General features: G+C 34.5%; 20 protein-coding genes. 12 read left to right on the top strand and 8 right to left on the bottom strand.

Annotated elements, in window-relative coordinates:
- Window positions 1-23: 23 nt before the first annotated feature.
- Window positions 24-662, top strand: a complete 639-nt coding sequence (locus ACE94K_RS06590) for a polysaccharide deacetylase family protein (protein ID WP_378181703.1) — start codon at window positions 24-26, stop codon at window positions 660-662.
- A gap of 20 nt (window positions 663-682) precedes the next feature.
- Here ACE94K_RS06590 and ACE94K_RS06585 read toward each other — a convergent pair whose 3' ends face one another.
- Window positions 683-979, bottom strand: coding sequence for a thioredoxin family protein (locus ACE94K_RS06585; protein ID WP_378181700.1), 297 nt, complete (start codon window positions 977-979; stop codon window positions 683-685).
- An 82-nt stretch (window positions 980-1,061) separates the two neighbouring features.
- On the bottom strand, window positions 1,062-2,300 hold the full coding sequence (locus ACE94K_RS06580; protein ID WP_378181697.1) for a metallophosphoesterase: 1,239 nt from the start codon (window positions 2,298-2,300) through the stop codon (window positions 1,062-1,064).
- A gap of 398 nt (window positions 2,301-2,698) precedes the next feature.
- Between ACE94K_RS06580 and polA the strand changes: the two genes are divergently transcribed.
- On the top strand, window positions 2,699-5,530 hold the full coding sequence (polA, locus tag ACE94K_RS06575) for a DNA polymerase I (protein WP_378184239.1): 2,832 nt from the start codon (window positions 2,699-2,701) through the stop codon (window positions 5,528-5,530).
- A 68-nt stretch (window positions 5,531-5,598) separates the two neighbouring features.
- The gene (locus ACE94K_RS06570; RefSeq protein ID WP_378181694.1) at window positions 5,599-6,426 is read left to right on the top strand and encodes a TerC family protein; all 828 of its coding nucleotides are present in this window, start codon (window positions 5,599-5,601) and stop codon (window positions 6,424-6,426) included.
- Between the two features lie 79 nt (window positions 6,427-6,505).
- Here the strand turns inward: ACE94K_RS06570 and ACE94K_RS06565 are convergent, their stop codons facing one another.
- From ACE94K_RS06565 to ACE94K_RS06555, 3 genes are all read right to left on the bottom strand, one after another.
- Window positions 6,506-6,994 (bottom strand): lipocalin family protein, encoded by a 489-nt coding sequence (locus ACE94K_RS06565; RefSeq protein ID WP_378181691.1) that lies wholly within the window; start codon window positions 6,992-6,994, stop codon window positions 6,506-6,508.
- 90 nt (window positions 6,995-7,084) lie between these two features.
- On the bottom strand, window positions 7,085-8,278 hold the full coding sequence (locus ACE94K_RS06560) for a serine hydrolase domain-containing protein (protein WP_378181688.1): 1,194 nt from the start codon (window positions 8,276-8,278) through the stop codon (window positions 7,085-7,087).
- A 75-nt stretch (window positions 8,279-8,353) separates the two neighbouring features.
- Window positions 8,354-11,050, bottom strand: coding sequence for a DUF5916 domain-containing protein (locus tag ACE94K_RS06555; protein ID WP_378181685.1), 2,697 nt, complete (start codon window positions 11,048-11,050; stop codon window positions 8,354-8,356).
- A 274-nt stretch (window positions 11,051-11,324) separates the two neighbouring features.
- Here ACE94K_RS06555 and rplM point away from each other — a divergent pair, with 274 nt between their 5' ends.
- The 9 genes from rplM (at window position 11,325) to asnS (ending at window position 23,179) form a co-directional block, all read left to right on the top strand.
- Window positions 11,325-11,780 carry a 50S ribosomal protein L13 gene (rplM, locus tag ACE94K_RS06550; RefSeq protein ID WP_378181682.1) on the top strand — a complete coding sequence of 152 codons (456 nt, stop codon included), beginning with the start codon at window positions 11,325-11,327 and terminating at the stop codon, window positions 11,778-11,780.
- Entirely contained in the window at window positions 11,780-12,166 is a 387-nt protein-coding gene (gene rpsI / locus ACE94K_RS06545) for a 30S ribosomal protein S9 (RefSeq protein ID WP_378181679.1), read from the top strand. The genes rplM and rpsI overlap by 1 nt, the downstream gene beginning before the upstream one ends.
- A gap of 127 nt (window positions 12,167-12,293) precedes the next feature.
- Entirely contained in the window at window positions 12,294-13,118 is an 825-nt protein-coding gene (rpsB, locus tag ACE94K_RS06540) for a 30S ribosomal protein S2 (protein WP_378181677.1), read from the top strand.
- A gap of 164 nt (window positions 13,119-13,282) precedes the next feature.
- Complete coding sequence (tsf, locus tag ACE94K_RS06535) at window positions 13,283-14,248, top strand: translation elongation factor Ts (protein WP_378181674.1); 966 nt, start codon at window positions 13,283-13,285, stop codon at window positions 14,246-14,248.
- Window positions 14,249-14,704: 456 nt separating this feature from the next.
- Entirely contained in the window at window positions 14,705-15,412 is a 708-nt protein-coding gene (gene pyrH, locus ACE94K_RS06530; RefSeq protein ID WP_378184237.1) for a UMP kinase, read from the top strand.
- Between the two features lie 55 nt (window positions 15,413-15,467).
- Window positions 15,468-16,031, top strand: a complete 564-nt coding sequence (frr, locus tag ACE94K_RS06525; protein ID WP_378181671.1) for a ribosome recycling factor — start codon at window positions 15,468-15,470, stop codon at window positions 16,029-16,031.
- Window positions 16,032-16,114: 83 nt separating this feature from the next.
- Complete coding sequence (locus ACE94K_RS06520; RefSeq protein WP_378181668.1) at window positions 16,115-18,556, top strand: DUF5686 family protein; 2,442 nt, start codon at window positions 16,115-16,117, stop codon at window positions 18,554-18,556.
- Window positions 18,557-18,641: 85 nt separating this feature from the next.
- Complete coding sequence (locus tag ACE94K_RS06515) at window positions 18,642-21,056, top strand: RND family transporter (protein ID WP_378181665.1); 2,415 nt, start codon at window positions 18,642-18,644, stop codon at window positions 21,054-21,056.
- A gap of 680 nt (window positions 21,057-21,736) precedes the next feature.
- On the top strand, window positions 21,737-23,179 hold the full coding sequence (gene asnS, locus ACE94K_RS06510) for an asparagine--tRNA ligase (RefSeq protein ID WP_378181662.1): 1,443 nt from the start codon (window positions 21,737-21,739) through the stop codon (window positions 23,177-23,179).
- 8 nt (window positions 23,180-23,187) lie between these two features.
- Here asnS and ACE94K_RS06505 read toward each other — a convergent pair whose 3' ends face one another.
- From ACE94K_RS06505 to ACE94K_RS06495, 3 genes are all read right to left on the bottom strand, one after another.
- Entirely contained in the window at window positions 23,188-23,694 is a 507-nt protein-coding gene (locus ACE94K_RS06505; RefSeq protein WP_378181659.1) for a hypothetical protein, read from the bottom strand.
- Between the two features lie 71 nt (window positions 23,695-23,765).
- Window positions 23,766-24,263 carry an ankyrin repeat domain-containing protein gene (locus ACE94K_RS06500; RefSeq protein WP_378181656.1) on the bottom strand — a complete coding sequence of 166 codons (498 nt, stop codon included), beginning with the start codon at window positions 24,261-24,263 and terminating at the stop codon, window positions 23,766-23,768.
- Between the two features lie 128 nt (window positions 24,264-24,391).
- Complete coding sequence (locus tag ACE94K_RS06495; RefSeq protein ID WP_378181653.1) at window positions 24,392-25,156, bottom strand: LytR/AlgR family response regulator transcription factor; 765 nt, start codon at window positions 25,154-25,156, stop codon at window positions 24,392-24,394.

The following is a 25,156-nucleotide window of genomic DNA, read 5'->3' as shown; positions in this document are numbered from 1 at the left end:
AAGACCCTTTTTTCATATTTAATTTGGATATCATACCCACTAAAACACCTAACAGTGTTAAACTACTGTTCCCAAATTACGTCTGGGATTTTTATACAAAGGATGAGACAAAGATATATCTTACCTTTGACGATGGACCTATTCCGGAAGTTACTGAATTTGTATTGGACCAACTTAAACGTTTTAGAGCAAAAGCTACATTCTTTTGTATTGGGGAAAACATAGAAAAACACCCTGACATTTTTAAAAAAATCATTGCGGCCAATCATAGTATCGGAAATCATACCATGAATCACTTAAAAGCCAGAAAAAATGATCTTTCGACATATATAAAAAACACTTTGGATTGCGAAAAGAAAATCGCTGAACATTTAACAACAGAAAATAAGCTTTTTAGACCTCCCTATGGACAACTTAGCAAATCCAAACTAACAGAGCTAAGAAACCTTGGATACCAAATTATTCTATGGGATGTGTTATCTAAGGATTGGGATAATAAAGTATCTCCAGAAGAATGTTTTCGCAACGTTACCAATAATACTAAAAAGGGTAGTATCATTATTTTTCACGATAGTATAAAAGCATTCAGAAATCTAAAATACACTTTGCCAAAAGTATTGGAATATTTTACAGAAAAAGGATATATTTTCGAAAGTATTTAGAAAGTGAGGGGTCTCAAAAACTAAACATATTCTTTCATTAGACCGATAAGCGTATTAGCGTCCTGCTCCCCACTCTGTCTCCAGACCATTTCTCCTTTTTTATAGATCATCAGGGTTGGAAGGCCTTTGATTCTTAGAGCTGTCGCTAATTCTTCGTTTTTATCCACGTCTATTTTTATCACCTTAGCCTTATCACCAAGAGCAGCGGCCACGTCTCTTAGTACGGGATGCATAGAAACGGAAGGCTCATTCCATTCTGTATAAAAATCCAGCAAAACAGGGACATCAATACCAATTAACTCTCCAAACTTTGACATGTTTTAAAAATTTTATTTTCTTACGTTAGTATACTAACGAATAAAGCTTCAATATAATTGTAAATATAACATTTTCTATGAATTAAGTGGGCTTGGAACCTTTTCTCAACTCTATAACGGTTATTTCAGGCCATATCCCAACTCTACCAGGAAAGGCATGAAAGCCAAAACCTCTATTTACATTGAGATAACGTCCCATTTCATCATACATACCAGCCCATTGTTTGTACACATATTGAACCGGACTCCATTTCAAAAAACCTGGGATTTCTATACCAAACTGAAATCCGTGCGTATGACCGCTTAGCGTAAGATGATAGTGATCATCATGTTTTTTCACCTCGTATTCCCAATGGGAAGGATCATGGCTTAATAGAATCTTAAAATCATCTTTAGAAACACCCTCTGAAGCCTTGGCTAGATCTCCGGCTTTTTTAAAATTATGCCCCCAATTTTCAACTCCAACAATCGCAATACGCTCACCGTCTTTCTCTACAAAAGCATTTTCATTAAGTAATAATCTAAAATCAATTTTGGCGTGTACCTCCTTTATGGCCTCGAAATTAGCAGCTTTTTCTTCTTCTGTGTCCCAAGTTACATATTCACCATAATCATGATTACCCAAAATAGAATACTTTCCGTAAGATGGCTTTTTCAATCCTTTAAAAGTATCTATCCAATCATCCATCTCACTTGCCATAGTATTGACAATATCCCCGGTAAAAACCAACAAATCTGTTTGTTGTTGGTTGATTAGATCCACAGCATATTCAATTTTGGCAACTTCGTCAAAACTACCCGAATGTATATCAGAAATTTGAGTCAATCTAAATCCATCAAATGCACGAGGTAAATCATCAAAATAAAGAACGTGATTAATTACTTTAAAGTTATATTTCCCCCTGAATATCCCATGAACCAATCCCGCAAAAGGTATCGCAGCAACTCCCAATGCGATTTGACTGACAAACTTCCTTCTATCAGGTAAATATTGAGTAGCACTTCCATCAAAAAATGTATTTGTCAAATAGGTATATCCTGCAATACATAATCTGATAATATCTTCTCCAAACATGAACAACACTAAAATCAACTTAGGTACTAGAGTCACCAACAATAAACCGCTAGCTCTGAGAGAGTATTTTGTAGGGCCTACGCTTCTGTCATAATTGGCAAAAACATAGATCACATACCCTATAATGCACAATGAAAGTATCAAATACATTATCTGGAACCACTGATTTTTTGTTACAGTCCTTACTACCTGATAGGCATATATTTCGATGAGTACATATAATATTACGGGAATGATCCAGCGCATAAAACCTGTGAAATTTATTGAACAAACAAAACTATCCTACCTTTTATCAATCCCGCCTATATTTAAGTAAAAATTAACGAATTAGGAACGAATCAAAAGAAAATTGACTAATTAAATAATCTCCTATTGGTATAACACTATAAATCTTAGAATTTTCTTTCATATGTAAATTTTTTATTCGTACCTTCGTCGTACCATTTAATTATGGGGATTTACAAAAAAAATCTACAATATTTAGAAAATATTACTATCGTATTTATAGCAATTGATAACATTGTTATCAATTTTATTTTGGGGCGAAATGCCGTCATTCATTGACGGCATTTCTTATTTAGTAAATTTTCAATCCATTTTCATTAATCTTCTTTTTATATTGCATTTATAAAAACTAAACATATATCATGTCACAAAAACGTCTTTTCCTCCTGGATGCCTATGCGCTAATTTTTCGAGGCTATTATGCTCTAATAAAAAATCCAAGAATCAATTCTAAAGGTCAAGACACCTCTGCAATAATGGGTTTTATGAATTCTCTATTTGATGTAATAAAAAGAGAAAATCCGGATCATCTTGCGGTTGCTTTTGATAAAGAAGGCAGTAAAGATCGAGTAGAAATATTTCCAGAATATAAAGCCAACAGAGATGAAACTCCAGAAGCTATCAAAATTGCCGTTCCTATTATTCAGCAAATATTAAAAGCGATGCATATCCCCATAATTGAGAAAGCTGGTGTAGAGGCTGATGATCTAATCGGAACCATAGCAAAACAAGCTGAAAAAGAAGGATATCAAACCTATATGGTAACCCCGGATAAAGATTACGCTCAATTGGTGTCTGAAAACATCTTTATGTATCGCCCTGCACGAATGGGGAACGGTATTGAAATTTGGGGCATTCCAGAAGTACAAAAAAAGTTCGAAGTAGAGCGTCCGGAGCAGGTAATTGATTATTTGGGAATGATGGGAGATGCTGTTGATAATATTCCCGGATTGCCGGGTGTTGGAGATAAAACTGCAAAAAAGTTTATAGCCGCATATGGATCTATGGAAGGACTCTTTGAAAATATCGATCAACTGAAAGGCAAAATGAAGGAGAAAGTAGAAGCGAATAAAGAATTGGGGCTTCTTTCTAAAAAATTGGCAACTATTCTACTGGATTGTGATGTAACTTTTGATGCTAAAGACTATGAAATCTCAACTCCGGATGCTAAAAAAGTAGAGGAAATTTTTTCAGAATTAGAATTTAGAAGATTAACAGATCAATTTAATAAAATATTCTTCCCTTCAGATAGTTCTGCGTCAACTTCTAATACGACCTCAACTTCAAAAAAACATGCTGAACAAGCTGGTGCAGGACAATTTTCATTATTTGGTGATCAACAAGAATCCTCTGGAGGAACAGACTCTTTTTCAGGCAGAAAAAGCATTTCAAATACAGAACATTTTTATCAGTGTGTCCAGCCAGGAATGGCAATGAAATTATTTCTTCAGAACCTTCTAAAACAAGAGAATGTTTGCTTTGATACAGAAACAACTGGCCTAGATGCTCTTACTGCAGAATTAGTTGGTATTGCTTTTTCTTGGGAAGCAGGAAAAGGATTTTACATTCCGTTTCCTGAGGATCGAAATGAAGCGCAGGAACTTATTGAACAGCTGAGACCATTTTTTGAAAATGAAGATATTACCAAAATTGGTCAAAACTTAAAATACGACATAAAAGTATTAGCCAAATACAGCCTTGAAGTAAAAGGAAAACTTTTCGATACCATGCTAGCTCATTATCTTATCAATCCTGATATGAGACATAATATGGATGTACTTTCTGAAACATATCTGAACTATACACCTGTTTCTATTACAGAATTGATAGGGAAAAAAGGAAAAAACCAGCTATCGTTTAGACAGGTTCCTCAGGATCAGCAAACAGAATATGCTGTAGAAGATGCTGATATCACATATCAATTAAAGGAACATTTTACTCCAGAGCTTAATGAGGCCAATATCCTATCTTTATTTGAAAACATTGAAATTCCTTTACTAAGGGTGCTTGCCGACATGGAAATCGAAGGAATCAATTTAGACAAAGAATTTCTGGAATCCCTTTCTGAAGAATTAGATAATGATATCAAAACGTTAGAATCTAAAATCTATGAGGAAGCTGGAGAAGAATTCAATATTGCATCACCGAAACAGCTAGGAATTATTCTGTTTGAGAAGATGAAATTGGTAGACAAACCAAAAAAAACCAAAACAGGACAATACTCTACGGCAGAAGATGTGCTTTCTTACCTGGCTAAGGATCACGAAATCATTCAAAACATATTAGATTATCGCGGATTAACCAAACTAAAAAGCACCTATGTAGATGCATTACCAAATCAGGTAAATGAGGTTACAGGACATGTTCATACAGATTATATGCAAACTGTAGCCGCTACCGGTCGATTGAGCTCTAACAATCCTAATTTACAGAATATACCTATCCGAACAGAGCGAGGCAGGCAAGTGAGAAAAGCATTTGTACCCAGAAATAACGAATATACTTTGCTAGCAGCAGATTATTCTCAGATAGAATTACGAATCATTGCAGCACTGAGTGAAGAAGAAACTATGATCAACGCTTTTAAAAATGGAGAAGACATTCACGCTTCTACCGCTTCAAAAGTATTCAATGTAGCAATTGAAGAAGTGACAAGAGAACAACGTAGTAATGCCAAGACTGTTAACTTTGGAATTATCTATGGGGTTTCTGCCTTTGGACTAAGTAATCAAACAGACCTTTCCCGAGGTGAGGCTAAAGAATTGATTGACACATATTACAAAACCTACCCCAAACTTCGCAATTATATGAGTGAACAGGTAGATTTTGCAAGAGAGAATGGTTATGTACAAACAGTGTTGGGAAGACGCCGTTATTTAAAAGATATCAACTCTGCAAATGCCGTTGTAAGAGGAGCTGCAGAACGAAATGCTGTAAACGCTCCAATTCAGGGTAGTGCAGCCGATATTATAAAAATCGCCATGATTAATATTCATAAGAAACTAAAAGAAGGTAATTACAAAACCAAAATGCTACTCCAGGTACATGATGAATTGGTTTTTGACGTTTACAAACCTGAATTACAGAATATGCAGTCCCTTATAAAAACAGAAATGGAAAATGCTTATCAACTTGCTGTGCCACTAGATGTTGATTTAGGATTAGGTGATAATTGGCTAGAAGCTCATTAAAACTGTAACTACTTTCAATTATTACATACTGATATATTAAATTAACAAACCAATCATTATTTATTTTTATGGAACAACTATTTACACTCGATAGTTTATTTACCCTATGTATGCTGGTTTTACTACAAGCAGTATTAGGTTTTGACAATCTTTTATACATTTCTTTAGAATCCAAAAAAGCACCTTCAGACAAACAAAGTTTTGTTCGAAAAATGGGTGTAGGACTTGCGATTATACTTCGTATTGTGCTACTTTTTGTTCTCATGTCATTGATTCAATTTTTTCAAGATCCTTTTTTAAGTTTACATAATAATAGTATCATTGAATTCGAATTTAATGTCCACAGTATTATCGTGCTAGCAGGTGGTGTATTTATAATTTATACAGCTATAAAGGAAATCTGGCATATGATGTTACTTAATGAACATGAGGAAACTCATAAAGATGTCCACAAAGGATCTACCAACAAGATCATTTTTTGGATCGTGATCATGAACCTGGTATTTTCTTTTGATTCTATTTTAAGTGCTATGGCATTGACCAGTCATATGGAATATGTTCCTCAATTAATTTTAATGTCTATCGCTATCATTGTGGGAGGTATTTTAATGATCGTTTTGGCTGATAAGGTGTCTAATTTCCTTCAGAAAAATAGAATGTATGAAGTGTTAGGACTTTTCATATTGTTCATCGTAGGAATTATGTTATTATCTGAGGGTGGTCATTTAGCACATTTACATTTATTTGATAATGCCATTACGCCAATGAGCAAAACAACCTTTTATTTTGTTATCATAGTCTTAGTAATTGTAGACATTGTACAAGGACGCTATCAAAAGAACTTGTTAGCTCAGAAAAAACGTAATGAAGCGATGATTAAAAGTAAGGATACATAATAATTTTTAAAAATGTAGAATTTATAAAAAAAGCTTCTTTACAAGAAGCTTTTTTTAATATTACATCTATTCCTGAGAACTATTGTCTTGTAAAAATCAATGCAACTTCGCCCAAGTCTTCTACCACATCTGTAAAAGACAAACTAGTCTCAGTTAAGGTAATTGTTACTGTTCTAGGATCCATTCCGTTAGCCTCAAATGTTAGTTGATCACCTTCTAGGCTCCAAGTTCCTGTTTCTGTAAGAGTCATACCAGTGCAGCTTGCTGTTACTACAGGTGGCACTCCTAGTTCTACATTTACATCAAGCTCACTTGCAGTCTGATCATAAGTGTTATCATCATTTACTACGATCATATCTTCAAAACAGGGTAGCTCATCTAGTAAGTTAGAAGAAGCTGATCCGTTCATATCAAGATCTAAAGGTAAAGCTCCGGATGCAGAAGTAAGCTCCCAAGTACCAACGAGCGAAACAGTATCCGGGCTAACATCACCTCCATCATCATCATTACTACAAGAAGTAAAAACTAATGCAAATGAGATTAAAAAAAGAAAAAAATTGTGTTTCATAATTTGAGTTTTAATTACTAACGGTTTGTTGTGAAATATTAGTGTATACAAAATTACTCTACACCTCTATGAAATAAATAATATTTGTACTTACCTTTCTTTAGTTGCAGTAAAAAAATCATAATAGTTCAAAAACGTAGGAATAACAGGTCCATTAAAAGGGTTAGGGCCATTAAACAACACACATATACCGATCTTATTTTCTGGATCAACCATTAACTGTGTTTTGTATTCATTTACATTTCCGCCGTGGTAAATGATGGTTCTGTTTCTATAATCCAACACTCTCCAACCCTTGGCATAGTATGAATCCGTAACACCATCCCACAAATTCACGTACGTATCCTTTTGGCTTGTACAGATCATTGGATTAAAAATCTCTGTTAGACTCTCTTGCGAAATAATATCTGGTCGATACCCTAATAACACCTTTAAATACTCTGCCATATCCGAAATTGAAGCATTAATTCCACCGGCAGCCGCTACATTGTAATAGTTTTTATGCAGATCAGTAAGATAATACTTCTTTGAATAATGATTCCATTTATGAGGTAAAGCAACATTAGAATTGTTCTTAATATCTTCATACGTACTGGAGGCATTTTTCATTCCAGCCGGCACAAACAATCTTTCCTTAAGCAGGGTATCAAAAGATTTTCCGGTAGCATTTTCCATCATCTTCTCAACCACCGAAAAAACAGCATTTTGATATTCATAGTCGGTTCCTTCTCTGGCAACAACTCCATTTCTTTTAAAATTGGAAATAATACTATTTAAAGACAACCCCCTGTGGATAAGCTTGGAATTTGAGTATTTATATAAGCCGGCAGTGTGAGATAAAAGATGATTTACTTTTAGCCTTCTTGCTTGTGCTTTGTCTTTTAAATCAAAATTACTAACAGACTCTTTTACTCCCTGATCCCACGTCAGCTCCCTATTATCAACCAGATTTCCGGCAAGAACTGAGGTTACTCCTTTGGATAAGCTGGCGATTCTAAACACTGTGTTTACATCTACGGAATCTGTGGTATGAATTTCTTTTACTCCAAAACCTTTTTTATAGATAACAGTAGAATCTTTAACAATCACTATAGCTGCTCCAGGACATTCTGAGATATTAAAATTTGTAGCAAAAAATTTCTCATAATGATCCAGAAAGAAGGATAAAGAATCTGTTTTTGAAACCGCAGGTTCTTGCACAACTATTACTTCCTTTTCATTAGTTTTAGAAGTAGTACAACCAATGATTAAAAACGAAATAAAAAGTCCTAGAAAGTTTTTCATACATCAACACTATAAACCGCTGCAAAATACATGTAAAAAACTTTTATGTAAAAAATCTAAGTCCCTTTTTATAATTTATAATACAAATCTATAGGTCGCCTTAATTAAAAATGTGTTTTCTGGTTGCTGTCCTAAAATCTGATTGTCTAAACTCCTGAATAAATGATCCCTCGGATCTCCAAATCCGGTAACACCTTGGGACCAGACCAAGAAAATTTCTGAACCAGGAATGTACTCCCATCTTACTACCAGATTAGAGCGAAACTGTACAAATGCAAAATCAGGATTACTAATGGTGTAATCCACTGTTCCATCTCTATTTTCATCTATAGAATATACATCATCAGCAAATGAAATCTGATTATTATCATACAAAGTTACTCTTTCGTTTAAATCAGACGCAATAGGATTATTCACATAATTAAAATCTGTGTAGGTGCCTCTGGAAATAAAGGGCTGTCCATAATATTGAATAGTTAGATTAGGATTTATATTATAATTTAAGCGAATACTTGCGCTTAAGGTCTGTTGATCTATCCTTGCAGTAATATAACGAGGTGTTCCGTCAAAATCTGTCTCGGTTACATATTGAGTCTTGTTGGGGTTTTTCTCAAACTCCGGATCTATAGACATACTAAATGCATCAAATGGTTGATATCGCATGCGTAACACGTATCGATGAAACGTAAAATTATTTTGTCGAGCACCAGAATTCACATATCCCATCGTGAAATTAAACTTCTTTCTACTATCCGAGCCAAAAAATAGAAAAGCAAAATTCTCTTCAGAAAAACGCCATCTTGGACCTCCTCTTAAGATAGTGTTTGTATAAATCCTAGGCTTATGAGCAGCTCCCACTTCTGTCCACCAGTTATTCTGGTAATTAATATAGCCATTAAACTCATATTGGATTCTGTTATAATTCCCTTCAAAATCAAAAGCAGACGATTGCTCAAAATTTACATTAGCTCTTCTATAAAATTTTGTAGGTTTTAAAAAAAGATAACGAACATTCGCAAATTGCCTGATATCATCAGCTTGCCTTAAGAATCCAACGTCATTCAATTCTAATTCTGGAGATCTCCAGAACACGCCTGCAGTATATCTCCAGTTTCCCCCACCAGATTTACCTCCTATTAGTTTTCCTCCTGTTCCGGTAAGGGATGTTCTATTTGGATCTACTTCTACATGATCTGCATCTACCCTCTGAAATAGGTGCGTTAACTCATTCTGTGTTGCTGTAATAGCTTCTTTAGATCCTTCTACGTGACTTGTTACAATGTTTCCTTCAATAAAATATTTTCTATCTTTCCAGTTATGTCTAAAATCCAATCCACCAGTATAGGCCGATTTCCTTAAAAAGTTTAAATTATTTTCTCTCAGCCCAACCAGTTCTGAAGTCTCATCTGTATCAGGATTATCATAATCTATATTCAATATATCACCCAGATTTCGATTTGTGGCTGTAAAAATACCTCCTATATAGCTATTACGATCATTAAAATCCTTCTGCACTCTTCCCACAAAATAATTCGTTAATGGTTCCACTATGGTCTCCCTTCTATTCCCATCGGCATCTTCGATCTTCGCGATTTCTCTTTCAGTTATACTTTCCAGCACTCCAATTGACCAACCGTCTTTGGTTTTACCACTAAATTTTGCCGCACCCAAAATCGTCGTATTAGTCGGTCGATCAATAAACTCTGTATTGATAGGACTCGAACCCACAGAACCTTGTGGACTTCTACCAATTCTCCTAGAATAAAAAACATTATCCTGGCCGTTAGCAAAACGATAATCAAAAATATTTTTGTTTTCAACGAAGAAAGGACGTTGTTCTCTAAAGAAAATTTGAAAGCCATCTAAGGCAATAGCTGCAGGATCTGCTTCTACCTGACCAAAGTCGGGATTGACAGTCAAATCCATGGTAAGATCATTGGTTATTCCAATTTTCGCATCAAGACCACCGTTCAATTTAAAATTGTCTCCATCTCTAAACGGGTTTCCATCTTCTTCAGGAAAAGTATCATATTGCACCACACCAAAAGGCTGAACCTCTAGTTGTTTCTGTGGTTCAATATCAATTAATCCTCTTAATTCTCCAAACTCACTCACCCATCCAGGAGCATCCTGTGGAATTCTTTGCCATACAGATCTCTCTTCTTTTCTAAAAAACCGCCTAGTTAACTGAAGCCCCCAAACCTGCTCTTTACTTTTTCCAAACTTTAATTGACTTAAAGGAATTTTAACTTCAGCAGTCCAGCCCTTATCATCAATGTTGGTAGCCGTGTACCAGATAGGATTCCAACTACCATCCCAATTATTACCGTTATCAGAAATAAATTCATCTCCTTTTACACCTGCTGCGGTAATGGTAAATGAAAAACCAGTTCGCTTGTCGTGATAACTATCCAGGTTAACTTCTACCCAATCTCCTGCAAAACCATCTCTTCTTGACAGGCGTTTTTCTATTTTATCAGGCTCACTATCGTAACATCGATAAGCGATATATAAATATTTCTGATCGTATAAGATTTTAAATTTTGTTTGTTCACTGGGTGGAGTATTTTCATCGGGTTGATTCTCTATGAAGTCTCCAGACCAAGCTACCAAATCCCAGCTTGGTTCTTCAATAATCCCATTAATTGTTGGTGCTTCTAATCCATTGAGAGGTTTGGTTGTATAGACCCTCTTTTTTACACTAGTAGAGTCCTGTGCATTCATAAATAAAGTAAAAAGGGTTACCCCCATTACCTGGATAATGCTTTTCATGTTGATTAGTTTTGTTGATTGATGTTTAATAGAGGACATAAATTATGAATCTTTGTCACAGTTATCTTTCTTATTTAATAAAATATTAACACGAAAAGCAATTTTTGTTTAGCACAACGCTAAAAATTTCATTAGAAGATTGATGTATCTGAAAACCAATGGATCATAGTTATAAAATAATATCCATACCTATTTGCTATCTAAATATATAATTGTACATTTGCACCCCTATTTTATATAGGAAAGGAATGTTTAATTAGTAAAATTAGTTAGTGTGGACACATTAAGTTACAAGACAGTATCTGCCAATAAGGCAACCGTTTCTAAGGAATGGGTACATATAGATGCTGAAGGACAGACTTTAGGACGTCTATCTTCTGTAGTAGCAATACTATTGAGAGGAAAGCATAAGCCTAACTTTACCCCACACGTTGATTGCGGTGACAATGTAATTATTACAAATGCCGAAAAAATCAACTTAACAGGAAAAAAGTGGACAGATAAATCATATATCCGTCATACTGGTTACCCTGGAGGGCAAAGAAGTCTTACTGCTCAGGAGTTATTTGACAAAAACCCAGAGCGTTTAATCGAAAAAGCGGTTAAAGGAATGTTACCTAAAAACAAATTAGGAGCAGAATTATTCCGCAATTTAAAGGTATATGCCGGAGCCAATCACAACCAAGATGCTCAGCAGCCAAAAACTATTAACTTAAACGAATTTAAGTAATGGAAGTTATTCACAAAATTGGCCGAAGAAAAACGGCTGTAGCTCGAGTTTACCTTAAAGAAGGTTCCGGAAAAGTTACGATCAACAAAAAAGATCTTAACGACTATTTTCCTACTGCTACATTACAATACAAAGTGAACCAACCTTTTTCTCTAACAGACAATGAGGGTAAGTTTGATGTAAATGTAAATGTATATGGTGGTGGTATCACAGGACAGGCTGAAGCTGTTCGACTGGCAATATCCAGAGCAATGTGTGAGTTAGACCAAGAAAACAGAGCAATCCTTAAACCAGAAGGTTTATTGACCAGAGACCCAAGAATGGTAGAGCGTAAAAAATTCGGACAGAAGAAAGCTCGTAAGAAATTCCAGTTCTCTAAACGTTAATTTATTAAAACAGTATTTGTTGTTATCCCCGTAAGGGAGTTAGTTTAGCATCTAAATACTCAAGGCCGTATCAAAATGATAGCCACTTGGGTATTGCTAATTCAACAGAACGTAAACTATTACAAAAATGGCAAACAATATCGAAGTAAAAGACTTACTTGATGCAGGTGTACATTTTGGTCACCTGACGAGAAGATGGGATCCTAATATGGCACCATATATTTATATGGAGCGTAATGGAATTCACATCATCAATCTATATAAAACAGCTGCAAAGATTAATGAGGCTAGTGAAGCTTTAAAGAAAATCGCGGCATCTGGTAGAAAAATCCTTTTCGTTGCTACCAAAAAACAAGCGAAAGAAATCGTTGCTGAGAAAGCAGCAAAAGCTAACCAACCATACATCACAGAAAGATGGCCTGGTGGTATGCTTACCAACTTTGTTACTATTCGTAAAGCAGTTAAAAAAATGGCTTCTATCGATAGAATGAAGAAAGATGGCACTTTCAACACTTTATCTAAGAAAGAGCGTTTACAAGTAGATCGTTTAAGAGCTAAATTAGAAAAGAACCTAGGCTCTATATCTGATATGACTCGTCTACCTGGTGCATTATTTGTAGTAGATATTACTCGAGAACACATTGCAGTAAAAGAAGCTCAAAAATTAAACATTCCAATTTTTGCAATGGTTGATACGAATTCTGACCCACGTCAGGTACAGTATGTAATCCCTGCAAACGATGATGCTTCTAAATCTATTGACAAAGTAATGACTTATGTAAGTGATGCTATTATCGAAGGATTAAGCGAAAGAAAAGCTTCAAAAGAAACACCTAAAGCAGAAGCTCCAGCCAAAGCTGAAAAAGCAGCTGCACCACCAGTTGCAGAAGCTCCAGCAAAAACAGAGGAAGCACCAGCGGTTACTGAAGCTGCTAAGCAAGAAGAAGAATAAACATTCATTGATTGCTTTCAATCATTAAAAATTATAAAGTTAAAGTCTAAGCATTACAGCTCAACTTTAATATAAAATTAATGAGTCGTTTAGTTCTTTACTTTCGTAGTAATCATAACTAAACGACTTATTTTTTTACACAAACACATTAAATATTTAAAGATATGGTTAAGATAACCGCCGCAGAAGTTAATAAATTAAGAAAAGCTACAGGAGCAGGAATGATGGACTGCAAAAAAGCATTAGTTGAAGCTGAAGGAGATTTCGACAAAGCAATAGATGTATTACGTAAAAAAGGACAAAAGGTCGCTGCTAAAAGAGCAGACCGTGATTCTTCTGAAGGAGCTGCTATTGCAAAAATTAATGCAGACAATACTGTTGGCGTTGCTATAGTTCTAGGTTGTGAAACAGATTTCGTTGGTAAAAATGAAAGTTTTGTTGCGCTAGCAAATGAATTAGCGGAGTCAGCACTAAATTATTCTTCTAAAGAAGAATTTTTAGCTTCAGACTTTGGGGGCATGAGCGTTGCAGAAAAATTAGTTGAGCAAACTGGTGTTATTGGTGAAAAATTAGAAATCAACGCATTTGCTAGATTAGAAGCTCCTTATGTTGGTTCTTACGTTCATATAAACAAAATTGCCGCCCTAGTTGGACTTTCTGCCAAAGTAGATAAGGCTGATGTGTTAGCAAAAGATTTGGCTATGCAGATTGCTTCTATGGGAGCTACAACACTTTCTTATAAAGATTTTGATCCTGCTTATGTAGCTTCAGAAACTGAAGCTAGAATTGCTGTCATCGAAAAAGATAATGAAGAATTGGGTCGTTTAGGTAAAACACTTAAAAATGTCCCTCAATACATATCTATGTCTCAACTTACTCCTGAAGTTTTAGCAAAAGCAGAAGAAGATGCAAAAGCAGAACTAAAAGCAGAAGGTAAGCCAGAACAAATATGGGATAGAATTCTTCCAGGAAAAATGGAAAGATTTATTTCTGACAACACTACCCTTGACCAGGAACAATGTCTTCTGGATCAAAACTTCATCAAAGATGAAAAAATAAATGTGGCTACGTATGTTGAATCATATGGTGATGTTAAAGTAACTTCGTTTGAAAGAGTATCTTTAGGTTAATAGCCTTTTAACAGGATATTATTTATTCTGATAAAAATCAAAAACCGCTTCAATTGAAGCGGTTTTTTTTCATCATTTTTCGAAATATTATTTCGATAGTGCATAAAACATTTTTCTAAACATTTTGGACCCCTCCAAAATGCTACCCCAAAAAAGACTAACTCCCCAATCAGCCTAGAATCCATATCACACAACGGTGATTATGCATATTCTTAAAAAACATTTCATCACTTTTTCAAAAAATACCTCTCATCTCCCCTTTTTTGTTTTCCCATTACAAACGTATAACATTATTCAAAGCGAATCAATAGCTACATCAGGGGAAAAGAACCCTTTTTTATTAAAAAAATTTCATTTTATATGACTCCTATTTTCAGGTGAAGCCTCACCTTTCAATATTAAAGTATTTTCTAAATTAAGAATATCATTATATTTGCACCAGAGTTCAAGCAAATGATGAAATACAAAAGAATATTACTTAAATTATCAGGAGAAGCCCTGATGGGAGAACGTCAATATGGTATTGACCCTAAAAGATTAGCTGAATATGCTCACGAAATCAAACAAATCACTGATAAAGGCGTAGAAGTAGCTATAGTTATAGGTGGTGGTAATATTTTTAGAGGGGTAGCTGGTGCCAGTAAAGGAATGGACCGAGTTCAAGCAGACCATATGGGTATGTTAGCGACTGTAATTAATGGGCTAGCGTTACAAAGTGCACTTGAAGATGCTGATATACCAACAAGACTACAATCTGCCATAAAAATTAATGAAGTTGCAGAACCATTCATTAAGCGAAGAGCAATTAGACACTTAGAAAAAGGAAGAGTAGTTATTTTTGGTGGCGGAACAGGAAACCCATATTTCACCACGGATTCTGCCGCAGTATTACGAGCCATAGAAATTAACGCAGATGTTATCCTTAAAGGAACAAGAGTAGATGGGATTTATACTGCAGATCCTGAAAAAGATTCTCAAGCTACTAAATTTGATTTTATTACATTTGATGATGTTTTAAGCAAAGGACTTAAAGTAATGGATACAACAGCATTTACATTAAGTCAGGAAAATGAATTACCTATTATAGTTTTTGATATGAATAAAGCTGGAAATTTACTAAAAGTAGTTTCAGGCGAATCTATCGGAACAAAAGTTAACCTATAACAAAACAATAGTGGCTCGTTTTTTGATCTACTGAAAAGAAAAGAATTATTTTAAGATGAACGAAGAAGTAAATTTTATTCTGGATTCAACGAAGGAATCTATGCAGGGCGCTATCGCCCATTTAGAAAAACAGTTAATTGTAATCAGAGCAGGAAAAGCATCTCCAGCTATGCTTAGTGGTGTTATGGTAGAATACTACGGTAATCCAACCCCTTTAAATCAAGTGGGAAATGTAAGTACTCCTGATGCCAGAACGATTACAGTTCAACCTTTTGAAAAATCACTTATTCAGGAAATCGAAAAAGCAATTTTAATGGCCAATCTCGGTTTCAACCCAATGAATAATGGAGAAAGCGTAATTATTAGCGTTCCTCCGCTTACAGAAGAACGTCGTAGAGAATTGGTGAAACAAGCAAAAGCAGAAGCAGAGGACTCCAAAGTTGGTGTGCGTAATGATCGTAAAAATGCCAATAACGAAATTAAAAAATTAGAAAAAGAAGGATTGTCTGAAGATATGGCTAAAAATGCCGAAACAGACATCCAGGAATTAACAGATAAGTATATAAAGAAAATTGATGATATGCTTGCTGTTAAAGAAAAGGAAATTATGACAGTCTAGTATACAATAAGCACTGCTCCTGAAGTATTTTAGCCGATAAAGTACTTCAGGATATCTTCAATATTTATGAATCAATTCGGATAATGCAAAACAAACTTTTCTGTTTATTATTTTTTACTCATTTTGTTTTACTATCTCAAATTAGCATTACCGGAAAAGTAATTGATCAAAGCACTAATAAACCCCTACCATTTGCAACTGTAAAGACAGCTCATAATGCCTATGCTCTCACCTCCTCTAAAGGTGAGTTTGTCATAAGGTGTGATAGCTATCCGGTGAATTTAACAGTTAGTTACATTGGTTACACAACTAAAAACTTTTCTATTAAATCCGAAGACATCGTAAAAGTAGAGATACTTTTATCTCCAAAACCAGAAAGCCTAGAAACCGTAAAATTAGACATTCCTGGTAGCATCGCTTCCAATATCATAACACAAGCTATTGCCAATAAAGCAAATAACAACCCGAACAAAACTTTATCAGCCTATAGTTATAAAACCTATAATAAATTTAAAATCACCGAAGATAATCAGGCTCGTTTTGCAACACCAGATACTACCAAAGTAGATATGGAGCGTATCTTTAACGATGCCCATTCTTTTCTTTCCGAAAAAATAAGTCTTCATGAATTTAACAAGGGTCGGGATGAAAAAGAAACTGTTCTCGCCACTAGAATGACCGGGTTTGAAAAACCTATTTACAATGTTCTGGGAATCAAAATTCAATCCAACTCTTTATACGAAGAAAATTATGTGATCTTTAATAATAGATATGCAAGTCCATTATCCAATCGAGCTCTTAATAATTATTATTACAAAGTATTAGATACCACACAAGGTAAAAGACCAGCATATGTGATTCTCTTTCAACCAAGAAGATCTAAACGAATTGCAAGTCTTGAAGGTGTGTTATATCTGGATATGGAAACACTGGCCATACAAAAAGCCGTTGCAGAACTAAGAGGAGAACTTAATGTAATGGTAACTCATGATTTCAAATATAATGAAGAAGAAAAATTGTGGTTTCCTTTAAATCAGGAAGTGACTATCAGACCAGGAATAGGAAAACAAAAAGTTACTTTGTTTGGAGGCCAAATATCTGTGGGACGACTAGGTAACGACAAGAAAAGTTTCACAGGTAATAATGATTTCCTTGTTTCAAAAACTGATTTCTTTGCTTATGAAACGAAGTTAGACACCAAAATAAAACGAAACCAATCCGCGATAGAAATAGATCCGGATGCAACCACCCGTACCGAAGCTTATTGGAATACGTATAGAACTAGTGCTATTACAGAAAAGGACCTAAATTCATTTCCTATTGTAGATAGTATAGTTCAAGCCCAAAATATAGAACGAAGGATAAATGTAATCCAGAGTTTTAATATTGGATATTATCCCGTTGGTTTTTTTGATTTTGATCTTACCTATCCTATTAAATACAATAATTTTGAAGGCTTACGCCTAGGGTTAGGAGGATTGACTAATGAGAAATTATCCAAGCGATTTCGAGCAGAAGGCTATTTGGTGTATGGATTTAGAGATGGTAAATTCAAATTTGGACTAGGAGGTGGTTTCTTGCTTAATAAAGATTCTGGATCTTGGTTAAATGTAAATTATACAGATGACCTTAGAGAGGTTGGGAGCTTTTTTTATTTAACAGACCGACGTGTATATTCTTTATTCGAACCTCGTTTAGTAAATATAGATTTCTACTACAAACATAGAACCTGGAGCACCAGTTTACAGCACAGAATATTACCTAAATTACTATCAGAAACTCAGTTCTCCGTTAGTAATATAGATCAAACTGGCGGGTACACCTATTTAGATGATGGTGAGGTTTTTTCACAATACAAAACTGCAGAATCAACCATCGCTTTACGATGGAGTCCCTTTAGTAAATTTCTAAAGACACCAAGTGGTTTTAGAGAAATACAAGACGGATATCCTAAAATAACAGCTCAATATACGCAAGGATACAAAGGATTATTTGACAGTGATTTCAGTTATAGCAAAATAGGAGTCAAAGCAGAATATATCATCGACCGCCTTAACCAATCAAGTACCAGCTTTTTGCTAGAAGCGGATATTGCAAGCGGCGATGTTCCTCTTACTCACTTATATCACGCCTATCCAAATGCACCAACAAAGGAAACAATCTTTCAAAGATTTTCTGTAGCAGGACGAAGAAGTTTCGAAACCATGTATTTTAGTGAGTTTTTTAGTGATCGTTTAGCGACACTACAAATCAGACACAGACTAAGACCCTTTAAAATTGCCAGTTGGCTTAAGCCCGAAATGGTATTTATCACCAGATATGCGATCGGTGATGTAAGCAACCGGGATAAACACCAAGGTGTAGGCTTTAATTCTCTTCAACACGGTTACCAAGAATCAGGGTTTGAAATTAATAAGCTTTTTGCTGGATTTGGATTGAGTTTTGCCTATCGATATGGAGCCTATCATCTACCAAAAGTTGAAGACAATATCGCCTTTAAATTCACTTTTTACCTAAAGCTTTAATCGATTAGTATTTATTTATTTTCTTTTAGAGATTTTTTAAGTAATGAAACCTCAAATTCTTACATTTGCAGAAGGAAAATAGAGAATGGCAAAGTTATTAACTTTCGGGTTTTGGAATACATTAGCTGGAATTATACTCCGCAATAGAGCAGCGATATTTATAGTAATTATTGCAATAACGGTTTTTCTAGGATTTCAGTGGAAAAATATGCGTTTTTCATTTTCTGAAGCAAATCTTCTTCCGGACGATCATGAAGTTAATATAAAATATCAAGAATTTCTAGACAAATTTGGTGATGAAGGTAATTTGATAGTAATGGCTGTAAGCGACAGCTCACTATTCACTCCTACAAAATTAAAAGCCTGGAACGATTTTAATGATTCTTTCAAACAATACAGCGAAATAGATCTGGTAATATCCGTTAGTGACTTAAAAACACTTAAAAAAAAGGATAATCCCGCTAGATTCGAACTTGTTTCATTTATAAAAGACACCAGCTTTACCGCCGAAAATGTTGCTGAATATCAAAACGAACTTTTCAACAAACTGCCTTTTTACGAAGGGCTCATATACAGTAATAAATCCAACACAATACAAAGTGCCATTTACCTTAATAAAGATATTGTTAATACGATCGTAAGAAAAAAATTCATTGAAGATATTTTAAATCCTAAAGTTGAAGAATTCGAAGAGAAATTCGGAATGGATGTAAAAGTATCTGGTATGCCTTACATAAGAACGATGAACTCACAGAATATCATGGATGAGATTCAGATTTTTATTTTGGCGGCATTACTGGTTACTTCGCTAATTTTCTTTTTCTTTTTTAGATCTTTCCGAGCCACTTTTATCTCTATGACCGCTGTGATCATAGGTGTTATGTGGGCATTTGGTTTATTGGGGCTCTTGCAGTACGAAATAACAGTACTTACAGCTATTATTCCTCCTTTGGTCATTGTAATTGGTATTCCTAACTGTATTTTTCTGATCAACAAATACCAACAGGAGATAAAAAAACATGGTAATAAAGCAAAATCTTTGCAACGTGTCATTACTAAAGTAGGAAACGCAACACTTATGACCAACGTTACTACTGCCGCGGGTTTTGCAACTTTCGCTCTAACAGAAAGTAAATTGTTGAAAGAATTTGGTATTGTAGCCGCTTTAAATATTGTTGCCTTATTCATTTTGTGTCTGCTGGTCATCACAATCATTTACAGCTATATGCCACAACCTAAAGAAAGGCATTTAAAACATTTAGGAAAAAGATGGGTCGAAAGACTGGTTAACTGGATGGAACACGTGGTCAAAAATCAGCGTATTGCTATATATACCACTTCTGTCATTATACTAATTGTGAGCATTATAGGAATTTACACGATAAAAGTTTCTGGAAGCTTGTTAGAAGATATGCCTAAATCAGCTGGTTTTTTTAAAGATATAGAGTTTTTTGAAGATGAATTTGATGGCATCATGCCCCTAGAAATTTTAATCGACACCAAACGTAAGGAAGGAGTTCTTAAATTACCTACTTTACGAAAAATGGCTCAATTAGAGGAACTTCTAGAAGAAACACCAGAGTTATCGAAGCCTATTTCTATTGTTAATCTGGTTAAATACGCCAAGCAGACGTATTACAATGGAAATCCTAAATACTATCAGCTACCCACGAGCCAGGAACGGAACTTCATTTTACCTTATGCTAAAAGCTTCGAGTCTGATGCAGGTGCAATGAATAGTTATGTTGATTCTACCGGTCAGTATGCCAGAATTACAACTTTCATGAAAGATGTAGGTACTGAAGAAATGGAAAGAATAGAAGCAAATTTAGCACCTAAATTGGCAAAACTATTTCCTGAAGATCGGTATGAAGTCACGTTTACCGGAAAAGCATTAATTTTTCAAAAAGGAACCACGTATCTAGTTTGGAATCTTATTTTTTCATTAGGTCTGGCCATTATACTCATCGCCCTTTTTATGGCCTGGATGTTTAGATCTTTTAAAATGATTGTCATATCCTTAATACCCAACTTACTTCCTTTGTTAATGACGGCTGGTTTAATGGGCTTTTTAGGGGTTCCGATAAAACCATCCACGATACTAGTTTTTAGTATTGCTTTTGGTATTTCTGTAGATGACACTATCCATTTCTTAGCCAAATACAGACAAGAACTAAAATCAAATCATTGGAGAATACGTAAATCTGTGTTCGCTGCCTTAAGAGAAACCGGAGTTAGTATGTTTTATACCTCTACGGTATTGTTCTTTGGTTTTTCTGTATTTATGATCTCTAGCTTTGGCGGAACAAAAGCTTTAGGTGGATTAGTATCTGCAACACTATTATTCGCAATGTTAGCTAATTTATTACTGTTACCTTGTTTGTTGCTTTCATTAGAAAGAAGTATTGCTAACAAAAAAACATTAAAAGAACCCGCCTTAAAAATCATCTCCAATGATGATGATGACGAACTTTCTGAAGAAATACAAAAAGAAAAGTAAGGAGTCGTTTTGATCTATTTCCTGTAACAAAAAGAAAGCCTCGCCGGTAAACCAGCGAGACTTCGTGTAAGATAGATTACCCCAAAACCTATCGAACTAAACTTAACGTAAACACAATCGTCATAATTGCTTATGCAAGATACGTTCCCTTTTTGTATTTTAAAATACCTTTTAGGGGGGGATTTCCCCCTTACGATAAAAAAAACCAAGTTTTAACATTTATTTAATAGTACTTAACCGGTAATTATTTTTCAAAAACCTCATTTTCAAGTAATTAAATTAAAAATACGTGTAGGAATATTTATTGACACTCCTAAAAAAACCTTGAAAAAAAGTGGTTTTTTCCCCAAAAAAACCTGGTTTTACGGTTTTAACATAGAATTACATTTAAAAAAACCGTCATATTTTTTATTGTTCTAAAAAAAATAGTTTTTCTTAAACAAGAAGTTTGCAAACTACTTAATCTTAGAATTATTTTTTTTGAAGAATAACATTATGTATCAATTGGATTAAAAAATTATCTTTGCTCCTTAAAATTTCACAAATCAGATCTGTTTACTGAAAACGAGATAAAGTATCTTATAAATTGATTAAAATAAACTTAGTATTCGTATTAAAAAGAAAACAATACTGATATACTAATCTCATCCGACCGATGTAAAACAAATAAAATTAAATTGATGAAACATACTAAAGTAATAGACGTATTAGAAAGTGATAAATTATTACAACCTGTAATCGTGAAAGGATGGGTTCGTTCGTTTCGTAACGATCGTTTTGTAGCCATAAACGACGGGTCTACCATCAAAAATGTTCAATGTGTAATTGAGGATAATTCCATTGACACTGCTATTACTGACAAAATAAATATTGGGGCCGCACTTACAATAACGGGTACCCTTGCTGAAAGTGAAGGAAAGGGACAACGCGTAGAGATAAAAGTTACTAGTATAGAAATAGAAGGAGAAGCTGATTCTGAAGAACTAAAACTAACCATCCTATCTCCAAAACGTCATAGTCTGGAAAAACTTAGAGAACAAGCCCATCTTAGAGTTCGTACGAATACCTTTGGGGCTATTATGCGTTTGAGATCAAAGCTATCCTTTGCGATACACGAATATTTCCAAAAAAATGACTTTTATTATGTTCATACACCGGTTATTACTAAAAGTGATGCAGAAGGAGCAGGAGAAGCTTTTAAAGTAACAAACCTAGATCTTAATAATGTCCCTAAGGACGAAAATGGGGAAGTTGATTATAAAAAGGATTTTTTTGGTGCTGAAACCAATCTTACGGTTTCAGGTCAATTAGAAGCTGAAACATATGCGATGGGATTAGGCCAAGTATACACCTTTGGCCCTACATTTCGAGCAGAAAACTCTAACACCTCTCGACATCTGGCAGAGTTCTGGATGGTAGAACCAGAAGTTGCTTTTTGTGATCTGGATGGCAATATGGATCTTGCAGAAGACTTCATAAAATATGTCATACAATATGTACTGGATAATTGTCAAGATGATCTGGAGTTTCTAGAAGATAGACTAGTACAGGAAGACAAACAAAAACCACAGACAGAAAGAGCCGAAATGCTGCTTAGAGACAAGTTAAAGTTTGTTTTAGAGAACAACTTTAAGCGAGTAAGTTATACAGAGGCAATCGAAATACTTAAAAACTCTAAACCTAATAAGAAGAAGAAATTTAAATTTCCTATCAATGACTGGGGGGCGGATTTACAAAGTGAACACGAACGTTTTTTAGTTGAAAAACATTTTAAATGTCCGGTCATCTTATTTGACTATCCTGCAGATATAAAGTCTTTCTATATGAGACTTAATGAAGACGGAAAGACGGTAAGAGCCATGGATATTTTGTTTCCTGGAATAGGTGAAATAGTCGGAGGTTCTCAAAGAGAAGAGCGATTGGATGTTTTGAAACAAAAAATGGCTGCTTTAAATATACCAGAAGATGAATTATGGTGGTATTTGGATACTCGCCGTTTCGGAACTTGTAAACACAGTGGCTTTGGATTAGGTTTTGAGAGATTAGTGTTGTTCGTAACCGGAATGACCAACATTCGTGACGTAATTCCTTATCCACGGACTCCATTAAATGCTGAATTTTAAGACGTAGATCAATTTCTATGTTTCTTTAATAAAATCTCAGAAATTAGATCGTCCATTATTTTTTGGCTACCATCTAATTTTTGAGATTTATTTTTTGCTTTCTGGATTTTATCATAATGCGGAACCTTACCAGTTTCTGCCAAAAACTTTATAGTATCTTCAAAAAAAGTATTTAGTATCGGCATCACATATTGACTTCGGGTATTTGTATCCCTGAGTCTTAAAAACTTTTTTGCATACGCCAAAAATAACTGCGGATATTGTGCAAAAGTTATGATGGCTTCTGTAAAATTCTTGTGTACTTCCATTTTACTGGGAGAATTTCTAAATTTCAGTTTAAAAGTATCAATATGTTTGAATGTGTACAAAACAGCACTTTCTTTAATGAAAGTACCGTAATCACGGATCGAATAATAGTAAATCTCCATCCCAATATTAGTATTTATAATGAGTACCTCATCACCAATACTATCCCTAAGAAAAGACTGAAAGGTTTCTGCAGCTGTTGATGACATTAATAATCTTCTTTTAATTGCAGTAGACCTTATATTAAGAGATTTTATATTTTTTTCCGCATCCGCTATACTCACCTTGTAACTTTCAATAATTCACCAAAATCAATTCCTTGATTCTCTGCATGCATTTCGGCTGTATGTCCGTTATTGTCCTTTGCAGAAATATCCGCCCCGTGCTGAATTAATAATCGCATGATCTCTTTCTGACCAAATGTTGCTGCAAAAATTAATGCGGTAGCATCATTATAACTTTTTACATTGACATCAGCCCCTTCTGCTATTAATAATGCTGCTATTTCATAATTTCCTTTAAAACTAACACCCATTAATGCAGTGTTGCCCGAAGCATCTTGCTCGTCGATATTAGGACCATAACTGAGAATAAGTTTAACAATGTCTAAAAACCCATAATAAGAGGATAACAAAAGAGGTGTAGAGCCTCTCTCATCTTTTATATGTACTAGGTTTTTATCCTTTTCGAGAAAGCCACGAACAGCTTCCAAATTTCCAGATCTTATGGCATTAAAAATAGTATCCATTGGTTTATCGTTGTCGTTATTAAGAAACAAATACTTACTTGTAATTCGTAAGACTTGTTTTTTGAAGATATCAAAAAAAAATACAGGAATACTGTAATTAGCAGAATTTTATCATTTTAAGCATAAAAATCTATATAGAAATTGATAAGACCTTACAATCATTCTTCTATCCATTTTCTAAAACCAGCAGTATTAGAAGAACTGGTCATTACCTTATCTTTTACCCCTTTTAACTGTATCAATAATCTATTTTTGAAATGATTTTCCAAAGTTTCAATATATTCGATATGTATAATTTGGCTTCTGTTTATTCTAAAGAATTTCACAGGATTTAGCTGACCAATTAGAACACTTATTTTTTCTGTGATTGGGTGTGTTTTCCCGTAATGATCTGTTGCTATACAAAAATCACCAGATGCCGTAATCAGACTTACATCAACAACATTGAGCAACTGAATACCTTTACTCCTTTTAATTACGAAACGTTTTTTATAATGATCTCGGCTTTGCTGTATTGATGATCTCAGAATATTAATTGTAGCGTCGTCTATCTTGTTATAGGCTCCCTGTTTAAATAAGGATTGATACTTTTCTAAAGCTCTTTTAAAATCTGATTGAGAATATGGTTTCAAAATATAAGCTATACCATTGGTGTTAAACGCCTGGAATAAGTATTCATCATGTGCTGAGCAAAAAATTATAGGACAATCTACATTTACATTATTAAATAAATCAAATGATGTCCCATCTAACAACTGAATATCTGACAATATGAAATCGTATTTATTATTTTTTAGAAATCTGGATCCATCCGCAACAGTACGAGACCAATCGTGAGAAATAGGTTCTTCAAAAAAATCATCTAAATTTGATGTTAGTTTTTGATATGCCGGAATTTCATCCTCTAAAATTAGAATATTCAT

Source organism: Aquimarina besae (assembly GCF_042434905.1).
In the GTDB taxonomy this organism is placed as follows: Bacteria; Bacteroidota; Bacteroidia; order Flavobacteriales; family Flavobacteriaceae; genus Aquimarina.
This window is presented reverse-complemented; position numbering and strand designations above follow the sequence as displayed.

Bases quoted from the DNA above. Each gene is read 5' to 3' on its own strand.
- ACE94K_RS06585 (WP_378181700.1), bottom strand. From the start codon at position 979: ATGTCAAAGTTTGGAGAGTTAATTGGTATTGATGTCCCTGTTTTGCTG.
- ACE94K_RS06580 (WP_378181697.1), bottom strand. From the start codon at position 2,300: ATGCGCTGGATCATTCCCGTAATATTATATGTACTCATCGAAATATAT.
- ACE94K_RS06570 (WP_378181694.1), top strand. From the start codon at position 5,599: ATGGAACAACTATTTACACTCGATAGTTTATTTACCCTATGTATGCTG.
- ACE94K_RS06565 (WP_378181691.1), bottom strand. From the start codon at position 6,994: ATGAAACACAATTTTTTTCTTTTTTTAATCTCATTTGCATTAGTTTTT.
- ACE94K_RS06560 (WP_378181688.1), bottom strand. From the start codon at position 8,278: ATGAAAAACTTTCTAGGACTTTTTATTTCGTTTTTAATCATTGGTTGT.
- ACE94K_RS06555 (WP_378181685.1), bottom strand. From the start codon at position 11,050: ATGAAAAGCATTATCCAGGTAATGGGGGTAACCCTTTTTACTTTATTT.
- rpsI (WP_378181679.1), top strand. From the start codon at position 11,780: ATGGAAGTTATTCACAAAATTGGCCGAAGAAAAACGGCTGTAGCTCGA.
- rpsB (WP_378181677.1), top strand. From the start codon at position 12,294: ATGGCAAACAATATCGAAGTAAAAGACTTACTTGATGCAGGTGTACAT.
- tsf (WP_378181674.1), top strand. From the start codon at position 13,283: ATGGTTAAGATAACCGCCGCAGAAGTTAATAAATTAAGAAAAGCTACA.
- pyrH (WP_378184237.1), top strand. From the start codon at position 14,705: ATGAAATACAAAAGAATATTACTTAAATTATCAGGAGAAGCCCTGATG.
- frr (WP_378181671.1), top strand. From the start codon at position 15,468: ATGAACGAAGAAGTAAATTTTATTCTGGATTCAACGAAGGAATCTATG.
- ACE94K_RS06520 (WP_378181668.1), top strand. From the start codon at position 16,115: ATGCAAAACAAACTTTTCTGTTTATTATTTTTTACTCATTTTGTTTTA.
- ACE94K_RS06515 (WP_378181665.1), top strand. From the start codon at position 18,642: ATGGCAAAGTTATTAACTTTCGGGTTTTGGAATACATTAGCTGGAATT.
- asnS (WP_378181662.1), top strand. From the start codon at position 21,737: ATGAAACATACTAAAGTAATAGACGTATTAGAAAGTGATAAATTATTA.
- ACE94K_RS06505 (WP_378181659.1), bottom strand. From the start codon at position 23,694: ATGTCATCAACAGCTGCAGAAACCTTTCAGTCTTTTCTTAGGGATAGT.
- ACE94K_RS06495 (WP_378181653.1), bottom strand. From the start codon at position 25,156: ATGAATATTCTAATTTTAGAGGATGAAATTCCGGCATATCAAAAACTA.